The following is a 20713-nucleotide window of genomic DNA, read 5'->3' on the forward strand; positions in this document are numbered from 1 at the left end:
GGGGGCCCTGTCACGGGCTCTTGATGGAGATGGCGACGTCGTAGTCGCCCGCGCTTTCCTTGAAGCCGGTCAACACCAGCACGTACTTCGAGTTCTGCTGGGTGGTGATACTGACGGTTTCCGTGCCGACGAGGAGCTCATCCGCCTGGCCCACCACCTCGCCCCGCTGGTAGACGGTGATTCCCACGTCATCGGCCGGGGCGGAGGCCGAGACGGTCATGCGGGAGCCATTCCCCGTGAACACGTAATACTGGTTCTGCTGCCACGTGTTGTACTCGTAGCCACCCGTGAGCGTGATGTTGTTGCTGTAAGGGAGCGTCCGCGCCTCGGCGTACATGTTGCGCATCTTCGTGTCCCCGTCGCCCCACTCGCTGGCGATGGCGCCCATCTGGTAGCGGGCGAGCAGGGTGTTCACATCGGTCGCGTTCACGCCCGGCTGCGCCTTGAGCGCGGCGACGAACGAGGCGATGGTCGTCATCGAGTCCGTGGCCTTCTGCGCCCCCACCAGCACGTCGTAGATGGTGCCGAGCCCCGCCGCGACCCTGTCGTACGGCTCCGTCGTGCCGGAGTCGAAGATGTCGTAGAGGAGCCGGTGCACGCTCGCCTCCGAGAACACCCCGGGCGTGGGATCATCGGTGTCCAGCGGCTCGTTCTCCGCGTCGATGCCGAAGGAGGCCAGCGTTCCATCTTCTCCGGCCCAGACGGTGTCCACGTACAGGGGCTCGGGCAGGAGCATGGCCGCGAGGGCGTTTCCGTAGCCCTCGCCAAAGGCGATGCGCGGATCCAACACGTCACCCCGGCCGTGCGGGCCTCCGGGGCTGTCCGAGCGCGACAGGTTGCTCTCGAAGTAGTGACCCCACTCGTGGACGATGACGTGGGCATCGAACTCGTCGGTGTCCGCGCCCTCCTTGCCGAGGATGTAGATCTCGTTCTCCGAGGGCGAGAAGTGCGAGGTGCTGATGAAGCCGGCCGACTTGTCGCCACCCTGGGGAACGTTGTCCGGGCTCCAGTTCACCTTGAGCGCGGGGAAGGTGACCGTACGGACCGCCATGAACGACCTGGCGGCGGTGTACATGGAGTCGAGCACGGCGAAGGGAGCCGCCGTGCGGCGGGTCGCGTCATAGGCCGTTCCCGTCCAGCCGTGGCCCGCGTGCAGGTTCAGCGTGCTGTCGGTGGTGGGCAGCGTGTTGGTGCCAATGGCCCAGATGGCGTTTCCGTCCGTGTTGTCCTCGACCTGGATCTGCGGGTTGCTCGTCTTGGCGAGCACCTCGAGCGAGGTCGAGCCCTTGAGACTCCGCAGGAAGGAGATCTGGTACTTGCCCTGCTCGTCGGTGTTCGTCGTGGCGAGGACGCTCGTTCCCTGGCGCACCTGGACGACGGCGTTGCGGACGGGCTTCTTGACGGCCGCGGTGAAGTCGAGCGGAGCCCTGTCGCGCGCATAGGTCGCCGGGACGAAGTCGTAGGTCACCGTGCCGCTGAGGGTCACCTGGGTGCCACCGCCCCCACCGCCACCGCCGCCGCCTCCACCGCCGGGACACCCCGCCGCCAGGGCGAGGAGCATGGCGAGTGGCGGGACACGCCCGATCCGGCGTGACAATGCGCTGCTGAACAGGTGCATGCTGTTTCCCCCGCTGCCTTTCACGGCAACCACTCTGGGCCCGGTTTCCTGTGTGGCTGTCAGGAATGAGACGGACGCGTTGAGCCTCGGGGCGTACCACCGTCCCGCACTGGAGCGCAAGCCAGGGGCCGGTGGAGACGTGCCCGGATGCGCCAATGACAGTCATTCCTGCAATTTGACTATTCCTCCCTTGCTCTCCGAGGAAGTGAGTTGTGCAGCACAGAAACCCCGCCTCGCCCTGGAGCGCGAGTTGTCGTGTTGGAGCGAGTGCACAGAGTACGGCACCCCTCTCATTCACTCCTCAGACAGGAAGGTGGACCCATGCGTCGGTACTGGACCGGTGTGTCTTCACTGCTATGCATCAGTGCCCTGGCCGCGGCGGGCGCCCCGCTCACGGCCGCTGCCTCTTCCGAGGCGGAGCCGGCTTCCTGCCGCCCCGTCACCATGGTCAAGCCCATCGCCTCGGGCGGTGCCGGCTCCTTCCCGGACTACAACGTGCAGCCGCCCATGGTGCTGGGCAGGACGGCCTTCTTCGCCGCCAATGATGGGGTGAGCGGTCTGGAGTTGTGGAAGAGCCGTGGCGGAGAGCTCGACACGGAGCGCGTGGCGGATGTCTTCCCGGGCGCGACGGGCTCGGAGCCGAAGTCGCTGACCGTGGCGGGCAACTCGCTCTTCTTCAGCGCCAAGGGCGATGGCGTGGGCCGCGAGCTGTGGAAGACGGATGGGACGGCCGAGGGCACCGTGCTCGTCAAGGATCTCCGTCCCGGGCCGGAGGACTCCGGCATCACGGCGCTGACGGCGCTGGGTGACACGCTCTTCTTCATCGCCGATGACGGCGTGCACGGCCAGGAGCTGTGGAAGAGCGATGGCACGCCGGAGGGCACGGTGCTGGTCGAGGATCTCGTCCCCGGCACCGGAAGCTCGGGAATCAGCTCGCTGGCCGTGTTCCGGGACGTGATCTACTTCGCGGCGGATGGTGGACCCCGCGAGGTCGAGCTGTGGAAGAGCGACGGCACGCCGGAGGGCACCGATCGTGTCGCCGTCGTCCGGGTCATCGAGAGTGATCCGAGCGAGGAGCTCATCCGCGGCCTGACGGTGGCGGGTGACACGATCTACTTCTTCGCCGGCTCGGACTACGCGAAGCAGTGGGATCTCTGGAAGAGCGACGGCTCGGGTCCGGGAACGGTGCGGGTCAGCACCCTGAGCCGCGGCCCCGAGGACTATGCCGCCGGCCCCGTGACGCTGACGCCCACGGGTGGGCAGGTCTTCTTCGTGGCGGGGGCGGGTGGCTCCCTGTGGCGGAGCGATGGCTCCTCCGGCGGGACGTTCGTGATCAAGGAGTCCAGCGACGCCCGCTTCCTGACGCACCTGAATGGCCAGCTGCTCTTCACCGCCTGGGACGACGACAGCGGGTTCGAGCTGTGGCGGAGCGATGGCACGGTGGCTGGCACGGGGCTGGTGGAGGACATCCGTCCCGGACGCGACAGCGCGGCGCCGTTCTGGCTGACGGTGGTGGACGGCAAGGTGCTGTTCAGCGCGGAGACCGCCGAGGAGGGCCGTGAGCTCTGGTCCACGGATGGCACCCGGGACGGGACGCACCTGCTGCATGACATCGTTCCGGGGCCTGGCTCCTCGGAGCCCTCCTGGCTCACCCCGGTGGGCCCCCGCGTCTTCTTCATCACCGATGATGGTACCGATGGTGCCGAGCCGTGGGTGCTGAACGACTGCACGCCGCCGGAGCTGGCCTGCCCGTCTCCCGTGGTCGTGGAGGCGCAGGGGCCGTCGGGCGCGCCCGCCTCGTTCGCGTTCGCCACGGCGAACGACAACAAGCCCGGGATGCCGGACATCAGCTACAGCAAGCTGTCCGGCAGCGACTTCCCCCTCGGCGAAACCCAGGTCTTCGTCACGGCGTCCGACGAGTCCGGCAACAAGTCCAGCTGCTCCTTCCAGGTGAAGGTCCGCGACACCACGGCGCCGCAGCTCGCCTGCCCGAACAACATGGAGGTCTGGCGGCAGTTCCGCTACGGCGCCAAGGTGGCCTTCCAGGCGAAGTCCTTCGACGCGGTCTCCAAGCCGGCCATCACCTACGAGCCCGCGCCCGGCAGTGACTTCGTGGTGGGCCGCACCCAGGTGCGCGTCACCGCCTCGGACGCTTCCGGCAACGTCTCTCGCTGCTCGTTCGAGGTGAAGGTGCGGCGGGACTACGATCCCCAGACCGACAGCGGTTGCGGCTGCGGCGCGTCCTCGCCTGGCGTGCTCTCCGGCTGGGCGCTGCTGACGGCCGTGTCCATGCTGGCCCGGCGCCGCCGCAAGTAACGCCTGGAAACACGAGGGCCCGGTATCCGAGAGGAGACCGGGCCCCGTGAATCACCGTTGGAAGGCGTGGACTACTTGATCAGCTTGTCCAGCGGCTTCGCCTCGGTGGTGGCCTTGTCCTTGGTCCAGTCGATGACGGGCGTCTGCCACGACATGCCCGTCTCGCCCGGCTCGGGATCCAGCTTCTCGAACTCGAAGCCGTCACCGCCGAAGTAGAGGTACTCGACCGTGGCGATCTTGTACTCCTTCTTCGGATCCAGCGGCTTGCCCTTGGCGTCCTTGAACTTGCCCTTGCCGGACGGCGTGAAGCCCGAGAACACCGCCTCCGGGTTGGCCAGCTGCTGCGCCAGGTCCGCGCCCTTCACCTCCACCACCATCACCGAGTTCTCGAAGGGCAGAACCGAGTACACGCTGCCCTTGGTCACCTTGCCCGCGGGCAGGCCCTCGCGGAAGCCCTTGCGGTTGAGCACCACGGCGTCCGCGCCGGTCTGCTCCCGGAGGGCCGTGGTCACCCAGCTGATCAGCTGCTTGGAGTCCTTCGCGAAGGCCTTCTTGGTGAAGCCGATCTCCTCGCCCAGGGCCTGATCCAGCTTGGCCTTGAAGTCGGCGATCGCCTTCGCGGTGTCGGCGTCCGCGGCCGGGGCGCCCTCGCCACCGGTCACGTTCACCTCCGTCACCTCCACGCCCGTCACCTGCTCACCCTCGGGCTTGGAGCCGTCGAAGGTGTAGGCGGCGCGCAGGTACTTGTCGAAGCCACGGCCCAGCGACACGTAGGTGGTGTTGCCCTCCTTCGTGTTCACCTGCTGCGCGCAGCGGCCACCGGCCACCAGCGACACCTTCCACTCGGGGTGCTTGCCCACCACGGGCTGCAGATCACTGGCGCACTCGTCCGCGAGCACCACCACCGTGTCCGCGCCGGCCTTCTGGGCCTCGCCCACCGCCTCCGTCAGCGCCTGCTCGTCGGGGAGGACCTCGAGGCCCTCGGCGCGCCCGGCCATGGCCGTGGACACCGTCTTGGACGACGTCAGGCCCACCACGCCGATCTTCATGCCCTGGCGCTCGAACACCTTGAAGCCCGGCAGATCCCAGTCCTTGGCCAGCGCCGCGTCCTTCACCTTCAGGTTGGCCGCCAGGAAGGGGAAGCCACCCGCCCTGAGGTTCTTCTGGAACTGCTCGCGCCCGTAGTCCAGCTCGTGGTTGCCCAGGGCGGAAGCGGCGAAGCCCATGCGGCCCATCACCGCGGACGTCGTCTCCCCGTAGAAGAAGGAGGAGATGGCCGGCCCGTTCCACGCATCGCCGATGGCCAGCGCCAGCGTCGAGGCGTCCTTACAGGGGGCCTGGCCGTCCTTGAGCTGGCCGACACAGTGCTTCTCCTTGGCGGCCCACCAGCCGAGCAGCTCCGCGGCGCCGGTGGTCGGCTGCTCGCCCTCGGCGGGGGAGGTGGACAGCAGCTGCCCGTTGGGGCTGCCGGTGACGAGCACCGTCACCGTGGTGGGCTTGGGGGTGGGCCTGGCCGCGGGCGCCTGGGCCTGCGGGGCGGCCGGAGGCGGGGGCGGGGTTTCCTTCTCGCAGCCGGTGAGCGCGCCCAGGAGGGCGAAGGCGACCACACCGGAAGCACGGCGCCACGGGCTCACTCCACCCGCCGCCGGCCTGGTAACGGACTCTCGAGGCATGAGGACTCCGAATTCGTTGGCGATACGACCGCGCGAATACCACACCTCCCCCCCGGGGTCGTCAAAAAGGGCACCCCCGCGCGCCAGGGCCGGCCGTGCTAGCGTTTCGGGTGTGTTGACTCGCGAGAAGGATGCTCCGCCTCCAGAGGAAGCGCGGGGTGGGGGGAGCCCAGGAACCGGACCGGCCACTGCTCGCGAGCGGTGGCTCTGGGAGGTGTGGGCGGACGTGCGTGAGGGCGCCGGACACTTCCCACAACGGAGTGTTGCGCTGCCAGTGAACCGGCTGGCGGAGCTCGTTCACGGCGTGTGTCTGCCGTTCCACCTGCTGCGCGACCTGTGGAAGGACGGGGCGCTGCGGCGGTACTACCTGAAGGTGGGCGTGCTCCAGGCGATCACCATCCTGGGGCTGGCGGTGCTGTTCACGGGCTCGGGCAAGGGGGTCGTGGAGACGGTGGGGCCCGATGAGTGGTCGGAGCAGCATCAGGAGGAGGTGTCGCGCGAGCTGGAGGAGGCGCGGGCCGAGCTGGAGGAGGCCGAGGCCGGAATGGAGAAGCTGCGCAAGCTCCAGAAGGCCGCGGAGGGCACGGGGGTGCTCGCCAGGATGGCGGGAGCGGACGAGGAGAAGGTGCGCGCCGCGGTGGAGCACGCCCTGAAGGAGGCCCAGGCGGCCGAGGATCGCCGGCGGGCGGCGAGGGACGCCGCGGAAGCCAAGAGAGAGCAGGCCGAGAAGTTGGCGGGGAAGCACACGGTGCGCTGGGTCATCTATTGGGCGGCGCTGTTCTCCATGCTGCAGCTCGCTCAGTGGATCGTCATCGCCCTGTCGCGCGACTTCCACACGGTGATCGAGCGCGAGGTGAGCCTGCGCACCGGGCTGGTGCCGGAGGACGAGCCGCTCACCCCGCGTGTCTGGCTCAACCTGCCGTGGGTGCGAACGAAGATGAGGCGCCGCTGGCGGGGCCTGGTGTTGTTCGTACTCGGGGCTCCCGTGTTCTGGCTGGCCACGCGGTGGGTGCCCTGGCGTGACGAGGTCCTCGCCACGCTGATGTCCCTGTGGGGCGCCTGGTGGTTCGTGGTCTTCACCGCGGGCAAGAGCTCCCTGGCCTGGAGGGAGGAGACCGCGGGCGAGCCCTGGTTCCTGCGTGTTTGGAACGGGCTCACCTCACGCGTTCCGGTGCTGAGCTCCTACGGCTCGCTGTGGACGAACCAGACGCGCGAGGTGTTCTCCCCGGCCGCCAGCGTGGAGCGGCGGCCCTGGGGTCTGATGGGGCTCGCGGTGGTGCGGGCGCTGTCGTCGCTGCCGCTGGTGAGGTGCTTCCTGCGCCCCCTCATCCCCGTGGCCGCGGCCCATCTGCTCGCCAGAGCCGCTCCAGCAGCGCCGGAGGGACTCCCTTCGACTGGAGGAACTCCCGGGTGAAGGCGGGGGTCACGAACCAGGGGAAGAGGGCTCTCCGCGCTCAGCCCGCCAGGGGACGCTTCTGCTCCTCCGGGGGAGGGGTCTGCTCCTCCTTCGGCAACTCCACCACATGTGCCCCGCTCAACGGCGTCTGCTCGGACGCGTTGATGACGGCCCGCATCTGCTGCGTCACCGCGCGGAAGAAGCCCGTCAGCAGCTCCGGGCGATCCGCCAGCAGATCGAGGAAGTCACGCCGGTCGATGACCAGCACCCGCGTGTCCTCCACCGCGATGGCGTCCGTGGGGCGGGGGGCTCCGTCCAGCAGGCTCAGGTCGCCGAAGGTCTCCTTGGCCCGCATCCGCAGCACGTGCTCGCCGTTGCTGCGCGCGTCCACCGCGCCCTCGATGATGACGTAGAGCGCGTCTCCCGGGTCTCCCTGGCTGAAGACGCGCTCACCCGCGCGGAAGCGGGCCTCGCGGGCAATGGCCGCCACCGCCGCCACGTCGTCCACGTCGCTCTGCGAGAAGACGTGCACCTCCTCGAGGAGGAACAGCTTCTGCACCGTCGCCTGGCTCATGTCTCCCTCTTGAGATGGCGGCAGATCCATGCCGATCCGCCCCGCCACGTAGCGCGCGCACGCGCGCAGCACCACATCCTCGCTGCGGCACAACCACGCCAGGTGCGCCTCCAACTGGCCCGGCGTTCCCGGAGGCAGATCCCGGTGGTGCGCTTCCACCTGCTCGCGCACCAGCGCCCGGTCCTCCTCGTTCGTCAGCGTCTCCAGCAGCTCCAGCGCATAGGCCCGCCGCCGCGAGTCCTGGCCCGCCACCTGCTGGTGCACGCGCCGCATCACGTGGGGCGGGTGCAGCAGGCCCAGCAGGAAGAAGGACAGCTCCAGCGCCTGATCCAGCCGATCCCCCACCACACGGGTGAGCAGCGCGTGGTCTCCCAGCTCCGCGCGCAGATCCCGGAAGGGCTCCACCAGGGCACGGTACACGTCGCGCCGCCGGCCCAGCGCCTCGCGCACCCGGTCCTCGTCCACCGGGTGCTCGGGGTGCTCATCACGCAGGCGCGACAGCTCGGCGCCAATGCGGAAGTGCAGCCGGGCATCGTCGCGCACGTTGGAGAAGAGCAGGGCGTGCAGCGCCCCCGGCGTGCCGATCAGGCGCAGCACGCGCGGCACCTGCAGCCGCATGGCCAGCGGCGCGTTCAGATCGTTGAGCGTCGCCTCCAGCAGGGGCGTCACCTCGTCACCCAGGCTGGCGAGGGCCTCGCGCGCCTCGCGCCGCTCCTCGCGCCAGGTGAGGAAGGTGAGCAGCTTCGGCGCCAGCTTCACGTAGCCGCCCGCGCCCACGGAGTGCAAGGCCACGCGCCGCACCGTGCTGTCCGGATCGCCCAGGTAGGGCGTCAGCATGGGCGTGTAGCTCGGGTCCTTCAGCCGCCCGAACAGCCGGGCCACCTCGCGGCGATCCGCCACCGGCACCTGCGAGCCCCGGGCCGTCAGCGCGCCCAGCGACACCTGCGCCGCCGCGCGCCACTTCGTGTTCAGCAGTGCTCCCACGGCCGCGCAGCGCAGCCCCACGTCCGGGCTCTGCAACAGCGGTGGCAGCAGCACTTCCGCGCGCTCCGGCGCCAGCTTCGCCAACGCCCCCACCGCGCTGTCCCTCGGCCGCCGCGCGCCCTGCGTCACCAACTGCTCGAGCAGCGGGGCCGTCTCGGTGGCGCCCAGCTCCAGCGCCAGCGCCACCGCGCGCTCCTGTACCCGCTCATTCGTGTGTTGCAGCAGCACGGACAGGTGGGGCCGCAGCGGCAGTCCCTCCTCCGCCAGGAGCTCCAGCGCGTGCAGCACCCGGTCCGGCGCGCTCGAGCCCAACGCCTCCACCAGCAGCCGGCGATCCTCGCGGCCCAGCTCCTCGTCGTCCTCGCCGTGGGCGCCCACCTGCTCACCCAGCGCCTCCACGTAGGCCGGCCGCAGGCGCATCAGCAGCATGCCGAGCAGTCCACACACGCCCACCACCACCAGCGCCATGGTGACGCCGTCGGCCGCGCGGCCCGCGCCGATCAGCAGCACACCGGCCAGCACCGTCCCGCCCTTGCGCAGCAGCCCGTCCACCGCGCTCCGCAGGGCCTCGCGCTCCTCGTCCGGCACCGCCGCGTACAACAACTGCACACCCACCGGCAGCAGCGAGTAGTTGACCGCGTTCTCCAGCAGCCGCAGCAGGTGGACCGGCCACAGCTCCTTCGTCAGCAGCGAGGCCACCGCCAGCGGCGCCATCGCCCCGGGCAGCAGCGCCAGGTAGCTCATCAGCCCCAGCCGCTTGAGGAGCCGCTCGGCCACCAGCAACTGGAAGAGCACGCACACCAGGCCGATCCACAACTGCAGCGAGCCGAAGAGCGCCGCCAGCCCGTCCTCGCTGAGCGTGTTCTCCACGCGCAGCCGGAAGAGGTAGTCCACGAAGGAGGACAGCACCGCGAAGCTCACGCCCAGCGCCGCCAGCACCCGGGCATAGCTGCTGGTGGAGAGGTACTCCCAGGCCGCCACGGGCGGGGCCATGTACCGGGGACGTGCCGCCCGCGGCCCCTCGCTCTGGTGGAAGTGGAAGGCCACTCCCGCGGCGTAGAGCGACAGCGCTCCGCCCACGACGATGGAGGCGGTGCCGAGCCGCTCGGCGAGTCCCTGCACCAACAGGCCGCCCAGCATGCCTCCCGCCATGCCCACGCCGTTGAGCGCCGTGAAGGCCCGCCGCGCCTCGCGCGCGTCGAAGGCCGACGCCATCCGCCCCCAGAAGCGCAGGGAGATGACCGTGGTGAAGGCGTCCACGAAGAGGTACAGCACCAGCGCCGGAATCCGCTGGCCCATGGACACGCCCGCGGCCAGCCCCAGCACGATCAACCCGCCCACCCCGGTGAGCACGCTGAGCGACTCGCTGCGGGCCTCCGGCTCCCGGCGCGGCAACAACGTCAGCGTCGCCACGAGCAATGCACCCACCAGGTACAGGTAGGGCATCGTGTGCGACTCGAAGCGCGACAACACGAGTGCGTTGGCAGCCGTCTTCAGCTGCGTCACGCCAGCGATGAGGGCGAACTGGAACGTCGCCGCGGGCCACAGTCGGTGGCCCCAGGACTGTGACTCTTGGGCTGCCACGGGCAGCCCATTCTATCTGTCGAAAACCGGATTATCCAGGACGAAGCACCGGGGGCTCGTGGCTGGAGAGCAGGGGAGCGGGCGTCAGTCGTCCGCCGCGCCCCCGAGAATCCAGGAGCGGATACGCACCAGCTCTCCCGGGTGGGCATCGAAGTGGGTGGGATCGTTGCGCGGCATACGAGTGCCACACTCCGTGCCGGTCAGCTTCTTCAGGAGCGCGGAGGCGTCGGGGTCACCCGGCGTCACCCTCATGAAGTCCGAGCACGCCCGGGTCAGCATCGGCGCCCCGACGAGCGCCGCATGGCTCTGGCCCGGTGCCAGATCCAATCCTCCGCTCCGGCCGTGACAACTGGTGCACAGCGAGCTCCACAGCACCTGGATGTCCTGGGCATAGCGGGGCATGTGCACCGGCACCGTCAGCGTCCCGCGCACCGGGGCGCCGTGGCCGTCGGAGACGAGCACCTCGAAGGTGAAGGCCGTCCCGGTGCCCATGGCGGGGGAGAACCAGGTGACGTCCGCGCCCTCCGGCCCCGAGACGAAGGTGCCCTGGGGCTCGGGCGCGAGCTGGCGCCAGAGGTACGTGAGGGCATCTCCGTCCGCGTCCTCCGCCCGCACCGAGAGCGTGACGGTGTCCCCGGCCCTCGCCGGCCCGGGCGAGACCACCGGCGCCCCGGAGAGCACCGGCGCGCGGTTGTGCCGCCGCTCCGGGGGCTGGACCGTCACCTGGACCTCGGCCCGCGCGGTGCCTCCGTTCCTGTCCGTCACCGTCACCCGCAGCGTGAAGACGGTTGTCTTCTCCACCACCGGAGCCAGCCAGGTGGGAGCAGGCGAGGAAGCGTCACTGAACGTCCCGGCGGGCGACTCGGGCACCTGCTGCCAGGCGTAGGTGAGCGCACCCCCCGCGGGATCCACCGCCTGGATGGAAAGCTTCACCGGGAGTGCTCCCGTGACCTCGCCGGGCAGGGCCGCGGGGCCCCTGAGGATGACGGGCGCGCTGCATGCGCAGATGAGAACACACGTCAACAGCAGCTGCGTGAACGCACGTTTGCCAACGGAAGACAGCATGGCCTCCCCCCTCCGGAGCACCGCCGCGTTACAACGCTCGAAAGCTAGTCAGTGATGGCCACCGTGCATGAGGCAAACTCATGGTTGCCTACCACCCGGGGCCTGTTTGAGTATGTGACGTGTTGGTCCTACGCTGGGGGCATCATGATCACCGCCGTACTCCTTGCCCTTCTCTGTTCGTCTCCCGACAGCGCCTCTCAGGCGCTGCCGCCTGGCGCTCTGGGCGCGCCTCCTCGAGCGGACGAATCGCCGACGGCCTGGGCCTGCACCGTGGAGACCCTGCGGGCGGGCCGTGAATGTATCTTCGAGGCCGATGTGAGCTCGTCCACGGATGTGCAGGCGCAGGCCGCCGGCAACGTCCGAACCCTCAAGGACATCGGCCACGCGCTGTGCACGCAGGCCTCGAAGCCGCCCACGGGAGTGACGACGGACAAGAACCTCGTGTCGCAGTGCGAGCGCAAGTTCTCCGACGCCGCGGAGGATCACTGTGGCCTGGATGGGAAGACGCCCATCATCGACGCGAAGGGCCGCTTCGCTCCGGCCGCGCGGGCGTGCTACCGCCAGCTGTCGCAGGTGTTGCAGGACACCACCATGATGGCGACGGTGGCCTCGGCGTGCTGCCAGTGCGCGCAGAAGCGCAATTGCCCGGGGACGGGTGAGCGCTGCTACGAGAACGTGTCCCGCCAGGAGATGGGCGCGTCCGTGCTCGCGTGCCTGTCCAACCAGTGTGGCGAGGCGTGCTCCCTGGTGATGCCGGCCTCCCAGGCCACGTCCGGAGAGGTGCGGCCCGTGCGGCAGCAGGCCCGGCGCTCATCGCAGCTCTCGGGGTCGCTGTAGTGGCAACCGGCGGGATGGAGCGAACCATGTCAGTCATCCAGAAGATGTCGAAGGTGGCGGCGCGTTCGGGCGCCGCCCTGTTGTGCGCGGTGGCCATGGTGGGGTGTGGCTCCTCGAGGCACACGCACACCACGGTGGACGAGGCGCCGGCGAAGCCGCTGCTGGCCGAGGAGCGGCCCACGCGGGCGCCCCGGGCGGCCCGGGCGGAGGCGGGCCCGGTGCCCTCGCGCCCGGACGAGAAGGCGTTTGGTGCCCGTTACGCGACCCCGGCCCAGTGCGAGGTGGCGGCGCGCAGGCTGCAAGCCTCGTCTCGGGACGAGGCCTGGGCGGCGCTGAAGTCGTGTGTCGAGCGCACCCACTTCACGCTGCTCAACGCGGTGCTGAGCGACGCGTGGTACGAGGAGCTGCGGGTGCGGCCGGACGCGGCGCAGGTGATCGCCCAGGTGGTGGCCCAGCGCGGTGGCAGCGTGGATGGGGAGTTGCCGCTGCTGCACGCGCGCAAGGTGCCCATCTTCGCGTTGTCGGCCGCCGTGGCGCAGCCGGAGATGTACAAGGGGCGCTACCTGCTGCTGCGCGCCCAGGTGGCGGACGTGCGCACCGAGGACGACAAGCCCACGGTGTGGCTCGTGGAGCAGGGACTCGGCTCGGTGGCGCGGGAGCAGTCCGTGGGCTACTCGACCCGGAGGGACTCGGTGAAGGTGCACTCGGGCGCGGTCGGCGGGAACGTGGGGCTGCTCGGTCCGTCCAACCTGGGCGGGCAGATCTCCACCAGCGAGCAGGAGGTGAGCTCGTCCACGATGCCGCGCTTCGACAACATCACCGACGAGACCGGCCGCGAGGCGCTCGGCCGCCTGTCGAAGGCGGATCCGTTCTTCGCCCCGGGCAAGGACTTCGTCGTGCTCGCGCGCTTCGACGGGCTGCGGGTCACCTCCAGCGGCGAGGAGGATGACGAGGACGCGCCCAAGCTGCCGGTGCTCACCATCGTCAGCTACTACGCCCCGCATCCGCTCCTCGTGTACTGAGTCCCGGCGGCGCGGCCTCCCGGGGGCCCGTCTTCCCTCCTGGGGGGATGGGCTCTGGGTGGTCCGTGTGTCTCGCGGGTGAGGTGCGGTGTGTCCGACGGTTTCATGCGGTGGTGCCTGGCTGGCGCGCGGTGGCGCTCCCTGCCGGGCGTGCTGGTTCTCATCGTGCTCGTCCTCCAGGCCGCGTGTGCTCCGGGTTTGTCTCGGAGCGGCCCGTTGGAGGGCTCCCGACAGGCGCGGCTGACACCTTCGGGAGGGGCGGCTCGTCTGCCCACCGGCTTCGGCGCGGTGCGGCTGGGTGATGCCGACTTCCAGCAGGTCATGGCCCACATGATGCCGGCGGTGCCGCGGCGGGGGGGCTCCGCTCCTTCACCGTCGTATGCCAGCCGCGGGCAAGCCCTGGCCTCCGCGCAACTCGGGAACGAGCCCTGGCGGTTGGAACTGGAGCGGTCCTACGGGAACTACTGCGCGCGGTGCTGCACCCCGGGCGATTGCCTGGGGTTGTCGCGGGACGGCCTGCTCTTCGACGCCGAGGATTTGATCACCCTCGCGCTGGCGCTCGCAGTGGGGCCGGCCATCGAGGCGCGTGACGCGGAGCTGCGCGGCATGTTCTCCACGGCGCAGCTGGTGATGACGGTGGGCATCTCCATCGCGGGGTATCTCGCGCTCCTGGCGATGCCGGAGCCCGTCTCCAAGAGCGTGGCCACGGCTTTTGGACTCATGCTGTGGGCGTACCTGGGGTGGGAACTCTACGACCTGATGCGGGGCTACCTGCAGCTCCGGGAGGAGGCTGCACGGGCCACCACGTTCGCTGAGCTGCGCGAGGCCGGTGAGCGCTTCGGCAGGATCATCGGGCCCAACAGCGTGCGGGTTCTCGTCATGCTGGGCACCGCTGCCGCGGGGAGCACGGCACAACTGCTGCTCAGGGCGCCGCACCTGCCGGGGTTCGCGCAAGCCGCGAACTCGGCCGGGTCATCCGGTGTGCACCTGCTGACGGCGGCCAAGGACGCGGACAAGCTGAAGATCGCGGTGGCCGAGGGCTCCTTCACCGTGGTCCTGCCCGCCAACGCCTTCAGCATGGCCGCGACGGGCCCGCTCTCGAGCGGGTCTCAAGCGAAGAGCAAGCCGGAGTGGCACCACATCGCCACCATCGAAAACAGCAAGTCTTCGCTGCGCGGCGGGCCCTGGACGCCTCGTTTCAAGCAAATCTTCGACAAGGCGGGCATGTCGATGGATGACCCCGCCAACAAGGTTCAACTCATCGGGCACAAAGGGCCGCATCCCCAGGGGTACCACGACGTTGTCCATCGGCGCTTGTCCAAAGCAACGGAACTCTGCTCCAACAAGCGGGAATGTGAGCGAGCATTGAGGGATGCGCTCCAAGAGTTGGCTGCGGAGCTCTCCGACACGAGCAGCAAGCTCTATAGGCTGCTGACAGAAGGGGCACCCCGCTAGGAGTTCTTCATGGTGAAGCAGTATTTCGACCTGTTCGATGACCTCTACATCCCTGGCCGCTGGCATCTGGAGCGTCCCTTGGATGAGAGCGGGCGGGAGATACAGACCTGGCGGTTTGGTCAAGGCGAACCGTTTCATGTCGAGGGGCGGATTCGCATTCCCGTCAACATCCCAGGCAAGGTGCTCGACTTCACCCTGCTGACAAGTGGCCCCGTGCCCGTGGTTCATGCCAGGGCCGCAGCCATCTTCGCTGAAATGGCGCCGAGCGATGTACAGCTGATCCCGGTGGAAGTGGAAGGACAGGCCGAGCCGCACTTCCTCCTCAACATCACGCGCGTCGTGAAATGCATCGACGACGAGGCGTCTGATGAGGTGCGCTATGTGACGCCAGAGCACGAACTGCCAGAACAGCTCGGGCAATACCGGTCCGTGATCGGCATGCGCATCGATCCCTCGAAGGTAGGCGATGCCCAGGTGTTTCGTACCTGGGGCTGGCTGGCCATGATTGTCTCCGAGGACATCAAGGCCGCGCTGGATCGCCTCGGAGTCACCGGAACGAAGTTCACGCTGGTCACCGGCCCGAGCTCCGTCAGCCCGGAGGAACGTGCGCGCAGCCGCAAGTGGCGCGAGCTCCTGGATACAGCGGAGGCCGCTCGCGATGCCACCTGGCGCACCCTGGGCAATCTCGACAAGGCCGTTACCACGCCCATCGCCATGAACGACTCATGGCCCGCCCATCGGCGGCTCTGGCGCGTCATCCGTCGCGAGGGTGGGCGCATCCTGATCGTCTCGCACGGGCTCTCGGATCCGTTCTACGAGCACAGGGAGCCTTCCGTGGGCTTCGGTCTGGAGCTCGCCCTGGAGACGGACGTGGCCGTGAAGAATGTCTTGAAGGGCTGGCCCCTGCTCCTCCTCGAGCGCGTGGCGGACGAGGTGGCCGGACACGAGCACGTGCGCGAGCGGGTGAAGGCGGGCCTCTTCTCCATGGAGGTCTCGGGAAAACGCCTGCCCAAGGCGCTCGTCACGGGCGAGGGCCGCGTGGGCGTGCTGCTCGGTATGGAGTCGCGCTCGTTGCCGCGACATTTCACCACACCGTACGGAGAGGTGCGGCTCGTCACCGTCAAGGCGCTGCTGCCACCGGAGGTGGCGTACCTGCTGGAGCACGGCGAGCACGGACAGGCCGAGCTGGCGCGGCGTTTCTCGGAAGGGGGTGACGCGCACCTTTCCCATGTACGGCGCCAACCCACCGTCTGATTCCGAGGGGAAGCGTCCTCCTGCCAACGCCTGCTGCCCGAGCGCGTTCACGGTGTGACGTCACGCCTCACCCGGGTCGGATCCAGGCCTATTCCCTGTGCTGCAATCGTCCGCGTCCGCTGGACAGGGGAAGGGTCCGTGCCCGTGCGCTTCGTCTCCAGATTGATGCTCGTGCTGGCCCTGGTGGGGGTGGTCCCCGTCTTGTTGCTCGGCGGGCTGTCCTTTCACGCCAACCGCGATGAGTTGCACCGTCTGGTGGGAGGGCTCCAGACACAGTCCGCCACGGAGCTCGCGCGCTCCTGCCGCCAGCTCGTCCTCACGGGCGTGGACAACCTCCGCCTCGCCGCCGAGTACCTCCCGCTCGAGCAACTCGGGCCCAAGGAGGCCTCCGCGGTGCTGAGCATTCCCCTGCGCCAGCTCGCGGCCCTCAACCTGCTCGTGCTGGTGGACGCGCAGGGCCACGCCATCGCGCCGGCCGTCGTCTCGCCCGAGGGCGGCGGCAACCGGCAGCCCGTCACCGACGCCTCGTTGGATCTCTTCTCGCGCCAGGCGCCCGTGCGCGACGCCCTCTCCACGGGCGCCGCCATCGGCCTTCCGTACCGCACGCCCGAAACCTCCGGGGGCCGCGTGGCGCTCGCGGTACGCGTGAGCGGGGACGCTTCCCGTCTCCTGCTCGCGGAGCTGTCGCTCGCCGAGCTGGGGGGCCAGGTGGAGGAGCTCGCCGGAGAAGACGGACTGGCCTTCATCGTGGACGCGCGGGGCGTCCCGGTGGCCACCGCGCATGGGGCCGGCGCCTTGAGCGAGGAGCAGCGCGCGCTGGTGGCCGAGGGGCTCTCCCGGAGCGCTCCCGTGGTGCGCACGGTGCACGACGCGAATGGGGCCGAGTTCCTCGCCGCCTTCGTCCCCGTGCCGGATCTCGGCTGGGGCGCGGTGGTGGGCCGCCGGGCCAGTGCCGCCTTCGCCCCCGCCGAGCACGTGCGGCGCTCCACGTTCTTCTGGGCCCTCATGGCGCTGGCGGCCACCGGGGTGCTCGGCTTCGTGCTCGCCCGGGGGGTGAGCCAGCCCATCGCGCGGCTCTCCGAGGGTGTGGCCGCGCTCGCCGAGGGCCGCTACGGCGAGCGTGTTCCCGAGGAGGGCCGGGACGAGCTCGGACTGCTCGCCCGCTCCTTCAACCACATGGCCGGCGAGCTGCAACGGCGCGACGCCGAGTTGCGGCGCTGGAGCCAGGAGCTGCAGCAGCGCGTGGACGAGCGCACCCGGCAGCTGCGCGAGGCGCAGGATCAGATCGCCCGCACCCGGCGGATGGCGGCGCTCGGCTCGCTCAGCGCTGGCATCGCCCACGAGCTCAACAATCCGCTCACCGGCATCCTCGGCCTGCTGTCGCTCTCGTGCGAGGAGGTGCCCGCGAGCTCGCCCGTGGGCCAGAGCCTGACGATGGCGCTCGAGCAGGCCCGGCGCATGGCGGGCATCATCCGGGAGCTGGGGCAGATGGCGGAGCAGGAGCGCGCGGGCGCTGGACGCCCGTTGGATCCCGCCCAGCCGGTGCGCGCCGCGCTCCACGAGGTGCGCGAGGAGCTCCAGTCCCGCGGCGTCACCCTGTCCTGTGAGCTGGGCGAGCAGGTGCCGCGGGTGCTCGGGCACGCGGATCAGCTCCAGAAGGTGGTGACGAACCTTCTGCAGAACGCGCTCACCGCGATGCCCTCGGGCGGCACGCTCTCCGTGGGGCTCGCGGCCGTCGAGGGGGATGCGGTGTGCCTGTCGGTGAAGGACACCGGCAAGGGCATCCCCGAGACGATGCGCGAGCGCATCTTCGATCCCTTCTTCACCACCAAGGACGAGCCCGGCCGCGTGGGGCTGGGGCTGTCGGTGGCACACCGCATCGTCGAGGCCCACCATGGCCGCATCCGGGTGGAGAGCGACACGGGGCAGGGCACCACCATCACCGTCATCCTTCCCGCGGCCGGCGCGGAGGCGCACCTCACATGAGCGATTCGTCACGAGACTCCCTCGGCCGGGCCCTGGCGCTCGGGCTGGGTCTGGTGGCCCTGCTGGCCACGGCGGGCTGGTTCTTCTTCGAGCGCTTCGGTGCCGCCCATCCGCCGAGCACCCTGGCCGTCGTGTCCGCACCTCCCGCGCCATCCCCCGTTCCGGCCGTGGTCCGGGACGTGCGCGCCACGGTCGTCGAGGTGGTGGGCGCGGTGGAGTGGACCCATGACGGCAGGTGGGAGCCGCTGCGGGTGGGGCACGAGCTCGCTCCCGACGACTCCGTGCGGACCAGCCCCGGCGCGCGGGTGGACCTGAAGGTGGGAGACGAGGCCTCGCGCCTGTCCATCCCGGAGCGCTCCGAGGTGCGGGTGGGCGAGGTGACGCGCGCCGTCCACAACATCCGGCTGCAGCGCGGCCGCATCCACGTGGACTACGACGGACGCGAGGATCGGCTGCTGCGCGTGCAGGGCGAGGATGGCACGGTGGCCGAGACGCGGGCCGCGCGCTTCACCATGTTGCGCAATGGCTCCGTGGTGGCGGTGGCCACGCGGGGAGGCTCGGTGAATCTGTCCTCCGCGGGCGTCACCGTCCAGGTCGCCGCCGGGCAGCAGTCGCTGGTGATCGATGGCGCGCGGCCGCTCGCCGCGGAGCCCATCCCGCTCGAGGTGCTGCTGAAGGTCGCGTCGAAGGCCTCCGCCCGGGATTCGCTGTGCGTCTCGTTCTCGGGGCAGGTGCGGGTGGGGACGGAGGTGTTCGTGGAAGGCGAGCCCACCGAGGTCTCCCGGGATGGTTCCTTCCAGGTGGACGTCCCGCGCCGTGAGGGCCTCGGCCAGGTGAAGGTGGTGGCGAGGGAGCCGGGTGGGGAGATACGGGAGAAGATGATGGCCTGTCGTCCGCCCCGCGCGCGCGCCAGTCCCCGGCAGGCGGAGTCGGTGAAATTCCGCTGGGACGAGGCGCACTGACGCCATGTGCTCGTGCCCGCGGACACTCCCGCTGCTCCTGGTGGGGCTGCTGGTGGGTGGATGGCCTGGCCTCGCGGTGGGGGCGGACGCCGCCCGGCCGCCGCAAGGGGGCATCCGCATCCAGTGTGTCCCCGGGTATGTGCGGCTCGGCGTGGACCAGGAGGCCGAGGTGCGCATCGAGCTGGAGGCCGAGGCCACCGGACTCGAGGTGTTCGCCAGCAGGGGTGACGTGGGGCCGGTGACGCAGGTGAAGCCGGGCGTCTTTCGCGCCACCTACGTGCCTCCCCGGCAGCGTCTCCCGTTGGAGGTCATCCTCGTGGCGTTGGCCCGGGGTCCCCGGGGGACGCTCGATGGTTGGTCGGTGCTCCCGCTGTGGGGCCAGGGCGAGGCCGAGGTGCGCACGCGGGCCAGAGCGCCCGTCACGCTCCAGGTGGGAGGCCAGTCCTTCGGACCGGTCCAGGCGGACGGCAAGGGCGTGGCGCGCATTCCCGTGGCGGTGCCGCCCGGCGTGCACGAGGCCTACTTCGGCAAGCGGCGCATCGAGCTCGGGGTGCCCCCGCAGCCCTTCCTGCACGCCGTCGCCGAGCGCCGCGAGGTGCGGGCCGATCGCGAGGAGACGGTGGCCATCCGCCTCTACTCGTTGAAGCCCGGGAAGGCGTCTCCACGTCCGGGGGACTTCTCCGTGTCGCGCGGAACGCTGAGCGCGCCGGCCGGGTTGGAGCCGGGTGTGTTCCTCCTGCGGTGGACCGTCCCCCCGGGGCCGGCCGGGAGTCTGGAGTTGAAGGGCTCGGTGACGGGGGACAGGCAAGGGGCCGTGAGCGTGCGGCTGGCGGCGGTGCCCGGTCCGGCGCGGCAGTTCGAGCTGCGGGTGGACCCCGAGGAGCTCGTGGCCTCCGAGGAGGTGCGGGTGGCGGTGGAGGTGTCCGCCCGGGACGCCGTGGGCAATCCGGCGCGTGCCGACCCGCGGCTCGAGTCCGACTTCGCGGGAGAGGGGGCACTCACCGAGCGTCAGGCGGGAGAGTACGCGGGAGTCTTCCGTTTCGCGCCGCGCTTCGGCACACGGGAGCAGGTGGAGTTGCGGCTGCTCGTGGGGGAGGCCTCGGCGCCCGTGCTGACGCGGACCCTGAAGCTGCGCCCCGCCGCGCCCGCGCGGGTGTCGGTGCAGCCGTTGTTGCCGATGCTCATGGCGGATGGCCGCTCGGAGGCCGTCTGGCGCATCTCCGTGGAGGACCGTTTCGGCAACCCGGTGCGTGAGCCCCGGCCCGAGGCCGTGCTCGCGCGGGAGCTGGCCAGCACGCTCCTGTCGAAGGCGCCGGGGACGTACGAGCTGCGGTACGTGCCGCCCGTGGCCCGCGTGGACCACGTCTCGGAGCTGGAGGTGCGGGTGGGGGAGGCGCGCGGCCGGGGAACGCTCCCGTTGTTGCGCCGCCGTCCGGTGCTGCTGGTGGCGCCGCGCGTGGGCCTGGTGACGAACCTCGGGGATGTGCTGGCGCCGTCCGTGGGACTGCGGCTGGAGGCGTGGCCGTGGCCCCAGTGGCCGGCCCTGGGGCTGCTGCTCGACACCGGCTACCTGGGGTTCTCGCGGACGGGAGGCCAGGTGGCGCCGGGCTTCACGGGGCGCAACGAGTGGTTCGACACCACCGTGGCGGTGGGCCTGCGAACCCTGACGGAGAAGGGACTCCAGGGCTGGGTGGCGGCGGGGCCGTCGGTGGCCCGGGTGCGCAGCCGCGTGGCGTGGAGCGAGGGGCCCGCGCTGGAGGAGGGCACGTGGGTGTTGGGTGCGCAGGCGATGGTGGGGATGGGCCTTCCGCTGGGACGGGGACAGCCCTTCCTCGAGGCGCGGTTCAGCTGGTTCGATGATCCGTCCCTGCGCGTGCTGCGTGGCGCGCTCTGGGGCGGCGGTCTCCACGTGGGGTATCGCCTTGAGCTCTATTGATCGTGGCCTTCCTCGGCTCGCCGTGTTCCTCGCCCTGTGCGTCCTGGCGGC

Annotated in this window: 13 protein-coding genes; 9 read left to right on the plus strand and 4 right to left on the minus strand. The window is 70.3% G+C overall.

The window, feature by feature from the left end; translation table 11 throughout:
* Positions 1-10: 10 nt before the first annotated feature.
* Complete coding sequence (locus Q664_RS14220) at positions 11-1561, minus strand: hypothetical protein (protein WP_235216698.1); 1551 nt, start codon at positions 1559-1561, stop codon at positions 11-13.
* 378 nt (positions 1562-1939) lie between these two features.
* Here Q664_RS14220 and Q664_RS52065 point away from each other — a divergent pair, with 378 nt between their 5' ends.
* The gene (locus Q664_RS52065; RefSeq protein WP_084609876.1) at positions 1940-3934 is read left to right on the plus strand and encodes an ELWxxDGT repeat protein; all 1995 of its coding nucleotides are present in this window, start codon (positions 1940-1942) and stop codon (positions 3932-3934) included.
* A 71-nt stretch (positions 3935-4005) separates the two neighbouring features.
* Here the strand turns inward: Q664_RS52065 and Q664_RS14230 are convergent, their stop codons facing one another.
* The gene (locus Q664_RS14230; RefSeq protein WP_052518080.1) at positions 4006-5607 is read right to left on the minus strand and encodes a bifunctional metallophosphatase/5'-nucleotidase; all 1602 of its coding nucleotides are present in this window, start codon (positions 5605-5607) and stop codon (positions 4006-4008) included.
* Positions 5608-5881: 274 nt separating this feature from the next.
* On the opposite strand from Q664_RS14230, the gene Q664_RS14235 reads away from it, so the two are divergent.
* Positions 5882-7021 carry a hypothetical protein gene (locus Q664_RS14235; RefSeq protein WP_052518081.1) on the plus strand — a complete coding sequence of 380 codons (1140 nt, stop codon included), beginning with the start codon at positions 5882-5884 and terminating at the stop codon, positions 7019-7021.
* 40 nt (positions 7022-7061) lie between these two features.
* Here Q664_RS14235 and Q664_RS14240 read toward each other — a convergent pair whose 3' ends face one another.
* Both Q664_RS14240 and Q664_RS14245 read right to left on the minus strand, forming a co-directional pair.
* A complete protein-coding gene (locus Q664_RS14240; RefSeq protein WP_043394700.1) occupies positions 7062-10145 on the minus strand; it encodes a cyclic nucleotide-binding domain-containing protein in 3084 nt (1027 codons plus the stop codon).
* An 84-nt stretch (positions 10146-10229) separates the two neighbouring features.
* The gene (locus tag Q664_RS14245) at positions 10230-11210 is read right to left on the minus strand and encodes a PKD domain-containing protein (protein ID WP_052518082.1); all 981 of its coding nucleotides are present in this window, start codon (positions 11208-11210) and stop codon (positions 10230-10232) included.
* A 144-nt stretch (positions 11211-11354) separates the two neighbouring features.
* Here Q664_RS14245 and Q664_RS14250 point away from each other — a divergent pair, with 144 nt between their 5' ends.
* The 7 genes from Q664_RS14250 to Q664_RS14280 all read left to right on the plus strand — a co-directional run bounded on the left by Q664_RS14250 (position 11355) and on the right by Q664_RS14280 (position 20662).
* Positions 11355-12047: a hypothetical protein gene (locus Q664_RS14250; RefSeq protein WP_235216699.1), complete on the plus strand. Its 693-nt coding sequence runs from the start codon at positions 11355-11357 to the stop codon at positions 12045-12047.
* A gap of 26 nt (positions 12048-12073) precedes the next feature.
* Positions 12074-13069 carry a hypothetical protein gene (locus Q664_RS14255; protein WP_235216700.1) on the plus strand — a complete coding sequence of 332 codons (996 nt, stop codon included), beginning with the start codon at positions 12074-12076 and terminating at the stop codon, positions 13067-13069.
* A 90-nt stretch (positions 13070-13159) separates the two neighbouring features.
* Positions 13160-14524 carry an AHH domain-containing protein gene (locus Q664_RS14260; RefSeq protein ID WP_052518083.1) on the plus strand — a complete coding sequence of 455 codons (1365 nt, stop codon included), beginning with the start codon at positions 13160-13162 and terminating at the stop codon, positions 14522-14524.
* 9 nt (positions 14525-14533) lie between these two features.
* The gene (locus Q664_RS14265) at positions 14534-15778 is read left to right on the plus strand and encodes an imm11 family protein (RefSeq protein ID WP_043394701.1); all 1245 of its coding nucleotides are present in this window, start codon (positions 14534-14536) and stop codon (positions 15776-15778) included.
* Between the two features lie 138 nt (positions 15779-15916).
* Positions 15917-17764, plus strand: coding sequence for a sensor histidine kinase (locus Q664_RS14270; RefSeq protein ID WP_152622094.1), 1848 nt, complete (start codon positions 15917-15919; stop codon positions 17762-17764).
* On the plus strand, positions 17761-18726 hold the full coding sequence (locus tag Q664_RS14275; RefSeq protein ID WP_043394702.1) for a FecR domain-containing protein: 966 nt from the start codon (positions 17761-17763) through the stop codon (positions 18724-18726). Before Q664_RS14270 ends, Q664_RS14275 begins: the two co-directional genes overlap by 4 nt.
* A 4-nt stretch (positions 18727-18730) precedes the next feature.
* The gene (locus Q664_RS14280) at positions 18731-20662 is read left to right on the plus strand and encodes a hypothetical protein (RefSeq protein WP_043394703.1); all 1932 of its coding nucleotides are present in this window, start codon (positions 18731-18733) and stop codon (positions 20660-20662) included.
* The last annotated feature ends 51 nt before the right edge of the window (positions 20663-20713 follow it).

The sequence above is a fragment of the Archangium violaceum Cb vi76 genome (assembly GCF_000733295.1).
Classification (GTDB): Bacteria; Myxococcota; Myxococcia; order Myxococcales; family Myxococcaceae; genus Archangium; species Archangium violaceum.